This is a genomic window from Aminobacterium sp. UBA4987, assembly GCF_002396985.1.
Lineage (GTDB): Bacteria > Synergistota > Synergistia > Synergistales > Aminobacteriaceae > Aminobacterium > Aminobacterium colombiense.
In genome coordinates this window covers 1-15,442 of sequence record NZ_DGZF01000002.1, presented here as the reverse complement: position 1 = coordinate 15,442, position 15,442 = coordinate 1, and the positions used below count along the sequence as shown (strand labels likewise).

The window sequence follows — 15,442 nt, the reverse complement described above, 5'->3', positions numbered from 1 at the left end:
CACTTTACAAGGTGCTCTGTTGCTTTCGCTCCGCCTTTCGAGCGGCGCGAAGGGTATGATATCATTTTTCCAGAAGAAGTCAACTCTTAAAAAACGAAAAAGGAAAAACTTAAAAAGATCTCAATCCCTTGTAAATACTACCTTCCCCTTAAGAAAAAGAATAATTGGCCTTGTCAACATCCCTTTTTCGAAATATTACATACATTTTGAACCTCCCAATCAGGCATGTTACCCTTTGGCTATTGACCCTTTTCACAAACAAACACTACAATTAAAGTTGTTATCCTAATCATTTGCGAAAGCTGGGAGGGAGATTTTTGGATTTTGCAAATCTTATTCGTAAAAGGTACAGTCTGAGGGATTACAGCTCACAGCCTGTTCCCCCATCAGTAATTGATACATGCTTGGAGGCTGCCAGATTGGCACCTTCTGCCTGTAATTCTCAGCCGTGGTCATTTATTGTAGCCCACACCCCTGAAAAGGTCGCTTCTTTAGCGCAGGCAGCCTTTAATGGCATCTATGCAATGAATTCTTTTGCAGCGAAAGCCCCGGTACTTATCGTTGTTATAACCGAACGATCCCGTTATAGCTCTGCCCTGGGGGGGCTTTTTCGCGGAGTTCAGTTTAGTCTCATGGATATAGCTATAGCATGTGAACACTTCTGTCTTCAGGCTACAGACCTTGGGCTGGGGACGTGCATGCTCGGCTGGATCAATGAAAGAGGGATAAAAAAAGAACTCAATCTTCCTGAATCAGCGAAAATTAACATTATGATAAGTATGGGGTATCCGAAAGACATACATTTTTTGCCACCTAAAACACGAAAATCCATAGATGACATACGGCGCTTTCTCTAACTCTGAAATGATTGCTAATAATTTTACTAATACCGCTCAGCAAATCTGACAACAACTCTGTGCCATCTGCTGAGCGGTATTGAACTAACATCTTTTATATTCTTCTCCAACGGAGAAGGTCTATTAAATGCCTCAAGAATCACAAACTTTTGGCTGATTATCGCAGCATCGGGCTTCAATAGGCATATGCGCCAGGTCACACTTCATCCCCCCCTTAAGAGAGCAGGCATTGAATCCCAATATTCTCATAAGGGATACGACCTGACCAGCAGATTGGCCTGAATAACAGCAAACCACCACTTTTTTATCTTTGGGAAATTCTTTTAGATGGTCTCCTACTTCACTCCAGAAAATGTTTACAGCACCTTCCAGATGCTCCTCCTCATAATCTTCAGGTTTTCTGATGTCTAGGATGTAAACATTTTCTTTTCTCATAAGCTCTCCCAGCTGGTCGCAGCTAATGAGATTATTACATCCTTTTTTTAGATCCTCAAAATAACGAGCCACAGCTTCTGGTATCGTCTTCAAAAATAAAACCTCCCTCTTGAACAACGCTTAAGAGTGATAATCAATATCAATAATATAAGAGGAGCGCTTAATTGTCAACAAATAATGTAAATTATAAATTTTTGTATAAAATTAATGCCTTTTATTCTATCTGCTACAGATACATATGGTAATCAGTCATTTTTTTTCATTTCAGCTAAACGCTGTTTTTCTTCCATTATCTGCTTAAGACGCTTTCCCGTAATAATGAAATAGGATTTTTCAGCTACGTTGGAGGCATGATCACCAACCCGTTCGAGATGGCGTCCTATCCACATGAGTGCAGCTGCACATTGTGCCGTTACTTTATCGCCCTTCGGCTTTTGAGCGATTATTTGTATAAGCTCTTCAAAAATGTTGTAATAAAGGACGTCCAGTTCCTGATCCTTCAGGTAAACCTCCTCCGCAAGGGCAGGATCATTTGTTTCAAAAGCATTGAGAGCATTTCGTAACATTTCGATGGAGATATTCCTCATCTTAGGGATGTCAATAAGGGGCTTTAACAAAGGATGCTGATTGAGGAAAAGGGCCCGTTCAGCTATATTTACAGCTTCGTCCCCAATTCGTTCAAGGTCCGTTATAATTTTTGCCACAGTAAAAACGAATCGTAAATTCTCACGTACCGGCTGCCGCATGGCAATTGAGCCAAGACATTCCTGATCAATTTCCACTTCTAACCTGTCTATTACATCATCATTATCAACAACATGTCGAGCAAGAGCATTATTCCTCTCTACAAGAGCTTCTATCGCTTTGTAAACAGCGTCAATAGCCTCTTCTCCCATGTTATGGACCATGGAGAGAATTCTCTTTTTATCACTCGAGTAGAGTATCATTTCCGGTGTCAGTTCCATAGTTTCCTTTTTCTTCTTCCCAAAGACCATCTCCCTCATCTCCTCTTTTTCTAAATCGACCTCCGCGGGCAACTTCAAGGGAAGCTGTTACAATAACTCGCAATGTTGCTAGAAGACTCCAAAGAAGCACATCTTGACGACAGTTGAAAAGCCGTCCCCGAAATACCATAATTTGCCTGAGCAACTGATCGTGGGACCTAAATTTTTTTGAGAGTTCCATTGCTTTTTGAACACTGGCGGCATCATCGAGAGCAAAAGCTCGCAAACTAAAACGAACAATATCTGTAGCAACAAGAAGATAGTCTTGCCATTCTTCTTGTCGGAGTTCACTTGATAATCGCTGTTCTATCCCTTCGTTCCAAAGGGTGTAGAGTTTTCCCGTGGCAGCTTCCACAATATCTGCCATAGAAATAAGGGAATAGGAAATTGCCGAATACGTTTCCATTTCCGCGGCATTGTCGATTGGCGCCGGTATAGCAAACATATAGTCGGAACACTGCTCAAGAAGAGATGGAATACCCTTTTGCAGCTTGTAGATCTGTTCTCTGTAACCCGGTGCAAAAAAAAGCATGTAAATAAATGTTTCAATATAATTTGCCATTCTTGTGATTTCTTTTTCCAGCAAAGGAATAGCGAGTGGGGGAAAGTCTGTTAACGACTCATCAAGATAGATGGCCTCCCCAGGATCCTTAGCAACTTCTTTGGAAAACCAGTTTCCACTCATAACTGCGGCCCGCCGTACAAGGGGCAGAAAAACGATAACATTGATAACACTCAACCCCACCTGGTATGCTGCCAATTTCATCTCTGGATCAGGGATGAAAATGGCTACTGCTTTAAATAAAAATGGGGCGAGTGCCAACCCTGCCACGGCGCCTAAACAGCGATAGGCAAGGGAAAGCCACGCAAGCCTTCGAGCATTGACCCTGGTACCCATGCTGAAAAAGAGAACAATAATGGGAGTTCCGAGACGGGCTCCCAGAACCAAGGGGTAAAAGGCTTCCGCAGAAGCTACACCAGAAGAGATAAGGGCTATCCCAATAGCTATTATTGCTGATGAACCCTGGGTAAGGGACGATAAGAGAAAAGCGACAACGGCAAGAAGAGCTGGTCTTGTAACAATATGAGCTATAAAAGTTCCGAACTCTGGTTTTTCTATAAGAGGAGAAAAACCTACCTTTAAAAGGAGCATGCCTGTGAGAACAAAGGCCAGGCTCTTCATAATAGCGCCTATTTTTCTAATTTTATCCGAACGTCCATGAGAAAGAAAAAAGCCCAAGGCCAGAAAGAAAGGGGCAAAGGCAATGACATCAAGGGCTAAAAGGGGAGCAACGAGAGTTGAACCCACACCAGCCCCCATCATAACTAGAATAGCACCTTCGTAAGGGAGAGCATGAATATCGACGAGCCCCACGGCAAAGGCTGTAGCCGCTGTTCCACTCTGGGCTACAGCCGAAAGTAAGACTCCCAAGGTAAAAGCCGATGAATTCTTCTCTCCCATAGTGGTCAGAAGCTCTTTTCCTCGACTGCCAAGGTGTTTTCTGAATGCTTTATTGCTTTCTTCCAGTCCATGAAGGAGTATGACAATACCAGCAAGCATCAAGGCATAGGAAGCCAGGGTTGAATGCATGCTTAAATCATCTCTTTTCTAACAATTCAAGGGAGGAGAAGAGGCTCATCTCTTCCAGAGCTTTCTTCAAAGTAGTGTATGGCCACCCCGTGCCTCAGCCCTCTGTCGCTTACTACAAATGATCCTTCATCGGCCAAGCTCAAAACTTCTTCCGCAATACATGCTCCCGCAAGGATAATATCTGCGCGCCCAGGAGATAGTCCCTTAATTTTGCATCGATCAGCTATGGTTCTAGAGGCATATCGAAGAATTTGTTCGTTTACATCCCTTTTCGTGAGGATCATTCCATGAACTCTATTCCCACTATATGCCTCCAGTTCAAGGTGAACTGAAACTAATGTCGTAATAGTGCCGCCTATTCCAAGAAGAGGGCCCTGTTTGAACACAGGGGGCACTTGCTTTAGTTGCTCTTTAATAATGTATCTGGTTCGTTGCAACAACTCATCAGAAACAGGGGAAATCTGTAAATAGCGTTCTGTTAATGGCACCGAACCCAGAGCAATGCTGCATTTATCGAGGACCTCTCTCCCTTTCCCCCTGACAAACTCCGTGCTGCCACCGCCAATATCGAAAAGAGTCACTTCCTGTAATGGTGAAAAACCAAAAAGTCCTGAAAGAGCCCCTAAAAAAGCCAACTCCCCTTCCTCTTCACCTGACAAAACAGAGAGTGTAAAGCCTGTTTTCTCTGCGAGGCGGTCTATAAACACTTCCCTGTTTTGTGCAATGCGCAAAGCCATGGTGCCTACAATGATAACCCCTTCGACTTCTAGAGCTTTTGCCTGATGTATCATTGTTTCGACCATGGAAATATTTCTTTCCATGGGGACATCCTGAAGGATTCCATTCTTTGTGAGCCCTTCACTTAAACGTGTGATCTCTGTCCGCTCAAATAAAGTAGAGATTTTCTGATGAGCTTTCTCTGCGACAAAAAGTTTTACCGAATTAGATCCCACATCTATTACAGCAAGCCTTTCCTTTTTGTCCATTCTCTCGCACCCTCCCTCATCAGAATCCAAAAGCGGGTCCCTATACAGCAGGATCCCGCTTTCAGGCAAGTTTTCTCAATACCTACATAAACAAGAAACTAATATGCTTTGGCAAAGATCGTTTTTCTTGCATGTGGTTTGCCTGTCAGGAAACAGGTCCCTGTACCAGTATCATCCAATGGCATACACCGCGGTGTCGCTCCAGTCTCTTCTCTTATTTTCTTTTCTTCTTCCGGCGTGCCTGCAAAATATGTTTCTACAAATCCGCCTTTCTCTTCAACGATAACTTTTAACTCTTCCAGGGAAGAAGCGGGGAATGTGTTGGCAATCCTGAAGTCAAGAGCCCTCGTATAGAGATTCTTGTGAATATCCTCAAGAAGAGCTTTGACCCTTAACGGAACATTCTCGAATGGGATATCCTCTTTACTTCCCGTATCTCTCCGAACGGCCCTGAGAGTTCCAGCGGCCAGGTCTTTTTCTCCAAGCTCCAGACGCAAAGGAACTCCTTTCTGAAGGTGATAAAAAAACCGATCACCAGGACGCATATGGAACTGCTTGTCTACGAAGGTAAAGCGTCCGCCAAGCATCTGATCTAATTTGTCAGAAAACTCTAGGGCTCTTGGAAGCAGCTGCTCTTCCATTACCGAATCATTCGTACTAATAGGGAGGATCGCCACTTGTACGGGAGCCACTCTGGGAGGAAGAATAAGGCCGTCATTATCAGAGTGTGTCATGATAAGAGCTCCTATAAGACGAGTAGAAACCCCCCAGCTAGTTGTCCACGCATACTCCTGTTCGCCTTTCTGGTTCTGAAACTGGATATCGAAGGCCCGGGAGAAATTCTGACCAAGGAAATGGCTCGTTCCTGCCTGCAAAGCCTTTTTATCGCTCATCATAGCTTCACAGGTATAGGTGTTCACTGCCCCCGGAAAACGTTCCCCTGCTGTCTTTTCCCCTACAATTACAGGGATAGCCAGAATTTCAGTCATAATACGCCTATAGACCTCTAACATCTTAAGGGTTTCTTCCATAGCCTCTTCCTCTGTGGCGTGGGCAGTGTGACCTTCCTGCCAAAGAAACTCAGATGTTCGCAAAAAAAGACGGGGGCGCTTCTCCCAACGCATTACATTGGCCCATTGATTGATGAGAATTGGCAAGTCTCGCCATGATTGAATCCACCTGCTGTACATATGACCTATTACCGTTTCTGACGTGGGCCTTACAACGAGAGGTTCCTCCAAAAGCTCCCCTCCCGCATGTGTTACAACGGCGCACTCCGGAGAAAACCCTTCCACATGTTCTGCTTCCTTCTCCAAAAAGGAATTCGGGATTAAAACAGGGAAATAGGCATTCACATGTCCCGTTTCCTTAAAAGCATCGTCAAAATGTTTCTGTATGGATTCCCACAGGGAATATCCCGTGGGGCGAATCACCATACACCCTCTTACTGGGGCATAATCAGCAAGTTCAGCAACCTTAATGATGTCGAGATACCACTGAGAATAATCTGTCTCTTTCGGTGTTATGTTACGTGCCATGGTTTTCGTCTACCTCCGTAATAGAAAACCGCTTTGGGGAGCACTATGGTAAGGGATGATGCCCCCAAATAGGTTTCCCAATAAAAAATCCCACTTTGAAATCGTTCCTGTCATTATACAGGAACATCAGGCGCCCATCGAAAAAACGCCCTGGGGCAGAAAGGGAAATGCCTGTTTCCCAAATACTATCTGCTCTTTCTCCCCTGTCGTCGTAAGCCCATCCCCCCCCGCCAAAAAACTCGGCAGTAAGGTTTCCCCACCAGCTTCGTAAAAAAATCCGGCGCAAAGCAAGATTGAACCACGCCATTCTTTCAGCTTCTATGGGGTAGTTTGCATAACTATAAAGTTCTTCCGCTGCACCCAAATACACTGCGTGACTAGCCTCTGTCACATCTCCTTCAGCATAGCCTCCCCTAAGATAGAGCCGCCAGTTCTCTGAAAGAGACATGGCATGAAAAATATTGACCCTGTAAAGGAGTTCATCATAATCAGGCCACCATAAAGCAATCTTTATAGAACTGCCTCTCGTAGGATCCAATAGATCGTCAAGAGTATTATATGCCACATAAAATGTAGGACCTAGTGCATTCTCATCCATTCCACCTGAATGTACATTCTCAAAACCCAGTCCGGCGCCTCCCTGCATTTTCCCCAGAGTAAAATGTCTTACGACCCCCGCACTGTATCTCTCCCAGCTTTTTTCTGAGGAATTACCAGGAGTAACCTCCCATTTCTGACCAGACAGATGGAGTTCCCATGCCCTTGAAACCTCTGGTGATGAGAGATAACCCAAATCAGCTGCCCACTGCTTTCCCACTTTTAAATTAAGTTTTATAGAATCTCCTTCATTGTAAATATCACGGTAGATACTATTGATAAATAACCAGCGATAGGGATGAAGGTTTGTCGTATACCCCCCTATTCGAAATTCAGACAAGGGACGGCGTTGAGCAGTGAAAATAATGGCAGTACCGCCATTTTTCTCTTCAAGGCGATAATCCACCGCAAGAACATCGATGCGCTTTGAGATCTCTTTGCTGGCTTTCATCACATTCAATGTGTCCACTGGTTTCCCTATCCATGATCGGTACCTTTCCCTGAAATCTCTACATTCTGTATCAGGAAGCCCCTCAAGACATACATCTGTGACAATTTCGGGGCTCTCTTTTTTATGGTAAAGAGGCAAAGGGGCACCTTCGGATAATTGTTGAATTTCCTTAAGATGGGCCTTTGTCACCTCCCGTCCAGCCTCAATCACTTCTTCAGACCTTGATGCATCAAAAAGCGGCATTTTCCCTACATCAGGGATCAGCAAAAGATCAGCGTCCTTCTCTTCAGTCTCTACATTCTGCTGAGTCAGAACAGTTATGGATTGGTCTATAACATCTACAACCGTCCGCAAATCCTCCCTCGACTTCAGAGTCTTCGTTACATTTACGGCAATAATAGGGTAGCCTGGAAAAAGTTCCTTCGCCGTTTTAACCGGTAAATTTGAAACCAGCCCCCCATCGACTAGAAGACGTCCTCCAACTGCCCATGGTTCAAAAAGTCCTGGAATTGCCATAGAAGCACGCATTGCGGAAGCCAGGCTTCCATTTGTCAACACAACCTTCTTTCCTGTTTCCAGGTCAGTAGCCACAGCTGCAAAGGGAATGGGTAGTTCATTAAAATGAACAATCTGGACTCGTGAGGCCATTTGAGCAAATTTCTCTAAAAGTTTTACTCCCGAAAACCCTCCAAGGGAACCGCTGGCGCCTCTTCCATGGATAATCGATATCCAGGGAACTGCATCCCCCTCTCGCTCACCAAGAGGTAAAAACATGGGAGAAGCCCGTTCAGAAAGAAGACTTCCTAAATCTATATTATTAACAGCTTCTTCAAGTTCAATCCCTTTATATCCGCTAGATGCGAGGCCCCCAATAATTGCCCCCATACTTGTCCCTACTATTCCTGCTACAGGAATGTTGTATTCTTCAAGCACTTGAAGAACCCCAATATGAGCAAGCCCTTTGGTTCCTCCCCCAGACAGGGCAAGGACTATCCCTCCATGAGAAGCTGCTGCCCAAGCTGATCCATTCCCCCAAAAACAGACTAAAAGAATAAGTCCGGCCCATAAACGTTGAAATTTAAGCATCTGGCAGCCTCCTTTTGTGTAATATTATAGGGTTATTTATGAATTTTAACTTACACTGTTCCAGTAAACAACTCTTTTAAACACATCCCTTCTTGTGCTGTCTATTAAAAGAGGGTACAATTTGAATAATTATTAACAGTGAGTTATATGAGCATTTTTAAGTAGCCACTCAATAACCATGGGAGGTGGAAAGGGGAATGGAAACCGAGAAAAAGGGGATGTTTGACTGGTATTTCAAAAGCAATTTATTAATTCGGATTCTTATTGGACTCGTACTTGGTGCAATTGTAGGATTGGTGGCTGGCAACTCCATTCTTTGGGTCAGGCCCTTGGGTGACATCTTCATCAGACTTCTGAAAATGATCGTTACGCCTATTATCTTAACCACCCTTGTAGTGGGTTCTGCAAGCATAAGTCCGGCCGAGCTTGGTAAGGTTGGTGTCAAAATTGTCATTTACTATCTTTTCACTTCAGCAGTTGCCGTTGCAGTCGGTCTTGTTATGGGAAATATATTTCGACCGGGACTAGGGCTTGACCTTGGCTCTATAGGAGAAGCAGCGGGAAAAGCTCTAGAGAAACCATCCCTTGCAAATACTTTCCTCAATATTATCCCAACAAACCCCTTCGCTTCTCTTTCTGGAGGTGACGTACTCCCAATAATTTTCTTTGCCATCTTGTTCGGTCTTGGCATCAGCTATCTTAAGATAAGCAAAGATTCACGAATTCGCGAAGCGGGGGAACTTCTGTTCAAGATTTTTGACGGCTCTGCAGAAGCAATGTATAAGATCGTCGGCTGGGTCTTACAGTATGCCCCTATAGGAGTCTTCGCCCTTATTTCCGTGGTCTTTGCCCAGCAGGGAGCTAAGGCCATTGGGCCATTATGGGGTGTAACTCTAGCTTGTTTCCTCGGCTATATCCTTCATCTTATTGTCATTTACGGCGGGGCTCTCTCTTTGTACAAATTAAGCTTTTCTACCTTTTTGAAAGGCTCGAAGGAAGCCATGATTACTGCTTTTGTAACGAGAAGTAGCGGTGGAACCCTTCCAATAACAATGCGTAATGCCGATGAGAATCTGGGCATTGCAAAAAATGTCTACTCCTTTACACTACCATTAGGTGCTACTGTCAATATGGACGGAACCGCTATCTACCAAGGTGTCTGTGCTCTCTTCATAGGTTTTGCCGTAGGACTTCCCCTTAACTTTAGCCAGCAGCTAACAGTTATTCTCACTGCTGTTCTAGCTTCAATTGGAACGGCGGGAGTACCTGGTGCCGGGGCTATAATGCTGCTTCTTGTTTTGGATTCCATCGGTCTGCCTATAGAACAAGGATCCCCTGTAGCCGCGGCCTATGCCATGATATTAGGCATTGACGCCATTCTTGATATGGGACGAACCTGCTTGAATGTCACTGGAGACCTGGTGGGATCAGCTATAGTTGCAAAGACTGAAAACTTGCTCGATCTTTCGAAGTGGGGCAAGTGACAAGGACAGTGAAAAACAAACAATAAAAGCTGCCTGAAAAAGGCAGCTTTTATTGTTTCCTCGTAATTTTACGCTGCTTCCAGAGCCTGTAATTCCGAACAACAAGGCGCACCATGGGAAGCTTCAGCAACATTGGATTGAATTCATATTCCCCAACACGCTGATATTCATCACAAATATCAAAGAGTGGGGATTTAGGACATTTCACAATCTGATCTGGATAAATGCTCCTATATCCAGAAACTACGAAGGCAATTACAGAAGCAATAGCAGCGAGACTAGCCACTCGCGACCCAAAAAGCTCTGCTGCCAAGATAGTCGCTGCTATGGGTGTGTTAGCTGCTCCAGCTAGAACAGCAACAAAGCCAATACAGCTAAAAAGCACTGGGTCAAGGCTAAAGATAGAAGCAAAAGTCGCACCTGATGCTGCTCCTATAAAGAGCGTAGGCGTTACCACGCCTCCACTTCCCCCAGCTCCTTTGGTCAATCCTGTAAATAGTGACTTCCAAAAAAATGCCAAATTGGGAATCTCTTGACCAGTTATGGCGTCTGATATGGTCTTAGACCCTAATCCGACGTACCTCGGCCCCACAATAGATGATAAGAGCACTAGAAAAATACCTCCGCAAAAAGCGCTAAAAAGAGGATGAAGGGCCAGTTTTCTGTATCCTCTTCGTGCCAAATGAAGAACCTCTATAAAAAGTAGAGCTACGAGGCCGAAAAATACCCCCGCAAGAACTACCCATAAAAGGACATGGAGGCCTGTCATTTTAGGAATGTATAAAAGAGGCTGATATATATACGCCATGCCAAGGTTTAAAGAAACCTGATAGCTTACCATCCCGCTAACTATGCATGGCAAAAGGACATCATAAAAGACCTGTCCCACATATAAAACTTCAAGGCCAAAGACAGCACCAGCTACAGGAGCACCAAAAACTGAAGCCATTCCAGCTGAAACACCACAAACAACCAGTTTTCTTCGATCTATATCATTTAAGCGAAAACCTGTGGCAAAAACATTAGATACTGCTGAGCCTATCTGAGCACTCGGACCTTCCTGTCCGAGAGAACCACCAGTTGAAATGGTGATTACAGCAGCTATAACTTTAACAATAACAGTATAGACATCGATCCTTCCCTGATGATGATGGACGGCCTCTACAACACTCTCTGTGCCTTGAGTGCTGTCTGCAACTTTTAGATACCGCACCATGGAAACGCTTGCAAGAAGTCCCAAAGGAAGCAAGAGTATTCTCCAAGGCGGCAAACTTCCTACTCCATTGGAACATTTTTCAAGGGCCAGCATAAAAGTAGAAACAGCAGTCCCCACAAAAATACCTATAACGACAGCCAGCACAAGCCATTTAAATACGCTATAAAAAAGAGCGAACTCTTCTTTGAAGAGTCTCGACCATTCACCATCCCGCAACAAACTCACTCCTTGTCCTGCCCTCTGGTTTTAGAGGCAAGATAACGACGAATAATAACAAAAGCAGCCAAATCATCCACATCTCGATTGGGAACCCTTAAAGACTTTGGTATAATCTTCCATACCCCTTGAGGCGGGTGCAAACGCCAATAAACTTTCCGAGCTTCCAGAGTCGTGCCATACTCTTCAACCACTTGAGCATCAAGTCCTCTTTCTTTTAGAAAAAGCAGCACTTCTTTACATGTGGTTCCATTACCTACAACAATAGTAAGTTCGCTTTCACTTAAAAAAGGCTCTTTTTCTCTTTCTTTAAGCCACGGAAGCAAATTATGCCATTGCTTTTGCATAAAAACTTCCCAAAAAGATGACAACTCTTCTTTATTCACAATTCCTGAAAAAAGCAAGGCTCCTTTGCTATCTGCGAAAGCCCATCCTATTTTATCTTTTCCGGGATCGATGCCGAGTATCATGAGGAGTGCCCTAATGTAGAGGCCCAACGGGGGTAAAGCCAGAGCCACTGATCGGGATATTGAGATATCCACGAACTTATAAAATTGTTGCAACTGGCTACAGCTTCCCACATGTTTTCGCCAAACTTTTCTGAAGATTCATCCTCAAAAGGAGGGAGGATATAAAGATCGTGGTGAATGTGATCAGGCCTTCTTATCATCACAATAGGCAATATTGGGCTTCCATATTTAAGACTCATTTTTATCGGGCCATAGGGAGTACTGGCAGGGAGACCGAGAAAGGGTGCAACTATCCCCTTATCCCGAGCATCCTGATCTATCAGAACACCTAAAATTTCCCCTCTCTTAAGACAGGTCATGGCGGCTTTTAAACTAAATCCCTTGCTTATTGTTAAAACACCGCAGTCACGCCTGTAATCAATGATCAGATCGGTAATCCTTTCATCTCGCTGCTCGGCTCCTATGGCGTTCACTGGGTAACCCTTTCTTACGAGAGAAGCCGCAGCCATCTCCCAATTGCCTATATGGCCTGTAATAAAGATTACTCCCCTGCCTTTTTCATAGGCTCGTCGAAGATGTTCCTCACCATGGATAGTTACGAGAGAGTCGAGGGTATGAATGTTTTTAGGAAGACATGTAAATTCAGCTACAGACCGTCCCATATTGGCATAAGAACCTTTCACTATCTTTCTTGCCGTTGTTACTCCCACACCCAAGGCTCTGACGCATCGGCGTTCTGCGCTATCAACCCTTCTTTTGCTGAAAGCCCACAAAACGATACCTAAGAAACCGCCGAAAGAAACCGCCAAAGAATGGGGCAAAGCATTAAAGGTTTTCTGTGCGTATTTTATTATTTTCCACGTTGTATCTTTACTTAAACCCACAAATACATCCTCCCCAAAATCTCTGGTTTTCATATCTTAATCTCAGTGTAACTATAATCATATTGCGTTATACTTATTTAAAAGTTGAGAAGGGAAAATTCTTCAGGAGGTGAGAGTAATTTGTTACGGCGAATTCTTTTCCCCATGGATATGTCTCCATTTTCAAAGGAAGCGCTTTTGTGGCTTTCAAAAAGAGCCTTACAGCGCCAGTCAGATCTTCTTGTTGTGCATGTAGTGAGCCCTGCTGCAGGCCTCAACACTCCTCATCTCGTACAAGAAACAGAAGTAGCCCTCAATGAATTTTGTCAGAAAAATCTTCCCGAAGAGCTTTTTTATAAAGTTATTGTCGCTACGGGGGATCCCCTTGAAATCATCCCTGAATATGCGAGCAAAGAAAAATGCACTTTTGCTGTAATCCCGATTCAGGAGGACGAAGAAATCGCTCCCCTAGTGAAACAACTTGCCATCCCTCAACTTATCCTTCGGCCAAGGAATGGGCATTTCCCAGAAGGGGATATATACAATAATATCACTGTTGCCATAGACCTTTCTCCCGAACGCACAGACATGATGCTAAGTGAACTTAGAGATATCTTACAGCAAGTGGATACAGTCCCGTCTATAACCCTTGTCCATGGCATACCCCTCGAAGATGCGGAGGATTCCCAAACCCTTCTTAATGCAGCTGAAGGAGCCCTTGAAATTGTAGCACAAGAAGTAAGTACCTGGAACCCAAACACATCCATCCACATTGTAAGCGGACAGCCTGAAATTGAACTGACCCAATGGATAGAAGAAACTGCACCAAGCCTTCTCGTTGTTGGCCTTTCTACACAAAGAGAGATGTGGCAATTAATTCTTGGAACTACTGCAGAAGCACTGATTGAGGGAACGACTTGCCCCGTGCTTGTTTTTCCTACTGCCTGACAAATAAATTGGAAGGTATCATAGATTCAAGACGATCAATACGAGTATTTATCAAAAATTGAACAAATGAACGGCGTTTCAAAGGGTTATCATTAAAAATAAATACCGTCTGATCCCTTGCTGTTTCCACTCTATCACAAAGCATAGAAAGTTGTTTTTTTACCATTCCTTCTATGTTTTGCTGGGTGCGTATTGTTATAGTGCGAGAGGATGCCCCGCCTTTAGCATAAGACCGCTGCAATGTCCTGATCTTAGAAGAGTCACTGCCAGAAGAAACAAAAATATGGTAAAAACCCTCTTCTGCAAAAGCGTTAATATAAAGGTCAATAGTATTCCCTCCAGCTTCTTGTGCCACAACATTCCAAGGGGTGGGAATTTCCCTCACCTCCCCACTAAAAGAAAAATCACTGCTCCAGGCAACTTTTAATGCTTTGACTACCAGTTTTTTAGAACCACTTGTTTCAATTTGGCTATAGTAAAGTTTTGTAGCAAATTCATAGTCAGTATGAAAATCTGGAATAAAAAACTCTGGATCTCCTGATTGCACAATAAAAAGAATTCCTGCTGTCATCTCTTTTCTGTTTATTTCACATAATTCTTGAAGATGTTTCACAGCCCTTAAAGAAGGAGCGTCAGGGAACATCGCTATTTTACGTCCAAAAAGAGTACATGATTTAACCTCTATCAACATTTGACCCGTTCCATCTGAAACTAGGAGGTCAAAACGGCTGTTACCCCGGGAGACCTCTCTTTTAACAACTCTGAAATTCTCCAATCCCGGTACGAGCCCTCCATCAAAAAGCCATGCCGCCACGTCATTTGTTTTATGGGTATGCAACATCACGGGACCATGTTCCGTCATAGCTCCAATAACAGTGAATTCCGTTTTTCGCGAGGGGTTGACGTGAGAATCTTTATGTAAAAAAATAAGCGTGTCCGGCAGCAACACCTCCCATAAACGACCTGGGTTGGGTAAAAAGGCCTGAACTTTTTGATCGCCATGAAGACATTCCACCAAAAAGCGATTGGGTCTTGCAAGAAAGGTTGCTTCCAGAAGGGGCTGTTTTCCTGCTATCCTGAACATTTCGGACATGCAACTTCCTCCTCAAGACTAAACTCAGCTCATCTTTTCCAATAAAAGAGCAATAAAAGGGATAGCTATAAGTACTATTGAAACACGAATAACATGGAAAACAAGGGCTAAGGAAGCATTTGCGCCAGACTCCACAGCTGCTAAACCTAACCCCGAGAGTCCTCCAGGAGCCATGGAAAACACCGCTGTCATTAAATCCATTTTGCATAATTTGGAAACAAAATAAGCCATAAAAACACTGAATACAAGAATCACAAGACTATAAATAATTGCTACTGGGATAAAACGGGGAATCTGCCGTACAGAAGCCACGTCAGCCTGGGCGACAATAACAAATGCTACTAATAATTGAGAGCAAAAAGAAAGGTAGGGAAGATGCAGAGTCTCCAGTCCCATAAAGCTCTTTACAAACAGCCCTCCCAACATACCGCCCACGAGAGCTCCTGACGGGATTTTCAAAGTATATCCAACAACCCCTCCTATTAGAACCGCGACGCAAAGATTGATATTTGCCATTCTTATACTCCACCGCCTCTTTCAAAAACGGGGGCTTTTAAAGCCCCCGTGAAATTACTCCACATCTAATTTTAGCTCAACAAAGTAAGCA

General features: G+C 43.9%; 14 protein-coding genes. 3 read left to right on the top strand and 11 right to left on the bottom strand.

Annotated elements, in window-relative coordinates; genetic code table 11:
* Positions 1 to 317: 317 nt before the first annotated feature.
* Positions 318 to 857, top strand: a complete 540-nt coding sequence (locus tag B2U56_RS01265; protein WP_286951735.1) for a nitroreductase family protein — start codon at positions 318 to 320, stop codon at positions 855 to 857.
* A 132-nt stretch (positions 858 to 989) separates the two neighbouring features.
* Here the strand turns inward: B2U56_RS01265 and B2U56_RS01260 are convergent, their stop codons facing one another.
* The 6 genes from B2U56_RS01260 to B2U56_RS01235 all read right to left on the bottom strand — a co-directional run bounded on the left by B2U56_RS01260 (position 990) and on the right by B2U56_RS01235 (position 8,545).
* On the bottom strand, positions 990 to 1,385 hold the full coding sequence (locus B2U56_RS01260) for a rhodanese-like domain-containing protein (RefSeq protein ID WP_286951732.1): 396 nt from the start codon (positions 1,383 to 1,385) through the stop codon (positions 990 to 992).
* Between the two features lie 152 nt (positions 1,386 to 1,537).
* A complete protein-coding gene (phoU, locus tag B2U56_RS01255; RefSeq protein WP_286951729.1) occupies positions 1,538 to 2,287 on the bottom strand; it encodes a phosphate signaling complex protein PhoU in 750 nt (249 codons plus the stop codon).
* On the bottom strand, positions 2,220 to 3,887 hold the full coding sequence (locus tag B2U56_RS01250; RefSeq protein WP_286951727.1) for a Na/Pi cotransporter family protein: 1,668 nt from the start codon (positions 3,885 to 3,887) through the stop codon (positions 2,220 to 2,222). The genes phoU and B2U56_RS01250 overlap by 68 nt, the downstream gene beginning before the upstream one ends.
* Before the next feature lie 26 nt (positions 3,888 to 3,913).
* The gene (locus tag B2U56_RS01245) at positions 3,914 to 4,873 is read right to left on the bottom strand and encodes a Ppx/GppA family phosphatase (protein ID WP_286951726.1); all 960 of its coding nucleotides are present in this window, start codon (positions 4,871 to 4,873) and stop codon (positions 3,914 to 3,916) included.
* A gap of 98 nt (positions 4,874 to 4,971) precedes the next feature.
* On the bottom strand, positions 4,972 to 6,411 hold the full coding sequence (gene proS / locus B2U56_RS01240; RefSeq protein ID WP_286951724.1) for a proline--tRNA ligase: 1,440 nt from the start codon (positions 6,409 to 6,411) through the stop codon (positions 4,972 to 4,974).
* 43 nt (positions 6,412 to 6,454) lie between these two features.
* Complete coding sequence (locus tag B2U56_RS01235) at positions 6,455 to 8,545, bottom strand: patatin-like phospholipase family protein (protein WP_286951722.1); 2,091 nt, start codon at positions 8,543 to 8,545, stop codon at positions 6,455 to 6,457.
* A gap of 197 nt (positions 8,546 to 8,742) precedes the next feature.
* On the opposite strand from B2U56_RS01235, the gene B2U56_RS01230 reads away from it, so the two are divergent.
* Positions 8,743 to 10,029, top strand: coding sequence for a dicarboxylate/amino acid:cation symporter (locus B2U56_RS01230; RefSeq protein WP_286951720.1), 1,287 nt, complete (start codon positions 8,743 to 8,745; stop codon positions 10,027 to 10,029).
* 49 nt (positions 10,030 to 10,078) lie between these two features.
* On the opposite strand, the gene B2U56_RS01225 is transcribed toward B2U56_RS01230, so the two are convergent.
* The 3 genes from B2U56_RS01225 to B2U56_RS01215 are packed head-to-tail and all read right to left on the bottom strand — an operon-like array spanning position 10,079 to position 12,815.
* A complete protein-coding gene (locus B2U56_RS01225; protein WP_286951718.1) occupies positions 10,079 to 11,470 on the bottom strand; it encodes a chloride channel protein in 1,392 nt (463 codons plus the stop codon).
* Positions 11,467 to 11,931: an endonuclease gene (locus tag B2U56_RS01220; protein WP_213700592.1), complete on the bottom strand. Its 465-nt coding sequence runs from the start codon at positions 11,929 to 11,931 to the stop codon at positions 11,467 to 11,469. Before B2U56_RS01220 ends, B2U56_RS01225 begins: the two co-directional genes overlap by 4 nt.
* Entirely contained in the window at positions 11,928 to 12,815 is an 888-nt protein-coding gene (locus B2U56_RS01215) for a lysophospholipid acyltransferase family protein (RefSeq protein WP_286951715.1), read from the bottom strand. Before B2U56_RS01215 ends, B2U56_RS01220 begins: the two co-directional genes overlap by 4 nt.
* A 120-nt stretch (positions 12,816 to 12,935) precedes the next feature.
* On the opposite strand from B2U56_RS01215, the gene B2U56_RS01210 reads away from it, so the two are divergent.
* Positions 12,936 to 13,742 carry a universal stress protein gene (locus tag B2U56_RS01210; RefSeq protein ID WP_286951713.1) on the top strand — a complete coding sequence of 269 codons (807 nt, stop codon included), beginning with the start codon at positions 12,936 to 12,938 and terminating at the stop codon, positions 13,740 to 13,742.
* On the opposite strand, the gene sfsA is transcribed toward B2U56_RS01210, so the two are convergent.
* Both sfsA and B2U56_RS01200 read right to left on the bottom strand, forming a co-directional pair.
* Positions 13,732 to 14,835 (bottom strand): DNA/RNA nuclease SfsA, encoded by a 1,104-nt coding sequence (gene sfsA / locus B2U56_RS01205; RefSeq protein WP_286951712.1) that lies wholly within the window; start codon positions 14,833 to 14,835, stop codon positions 13,732 to 13,734. The two genes, B2U56_RS01210 and sfsA, sit on opposite strands and share 11 nt — an antisense overlap.
* A 24-nt stretch (positions 14,836 to 14,859) precedes the next feature.
* Positions 14,860 to 15,351, bottom strand: a complete 492-nt coding sequence (locus B2U56_RS01200; protein ID WP_286951710.1) for an AbrB family transcriptional regulator — start codon at positions 15,349 to 15,351, stop codon at positions 14,860 to 14,862.
* Positions 15,352 to 15,442 lie beyond the last annotated feature (91 nt).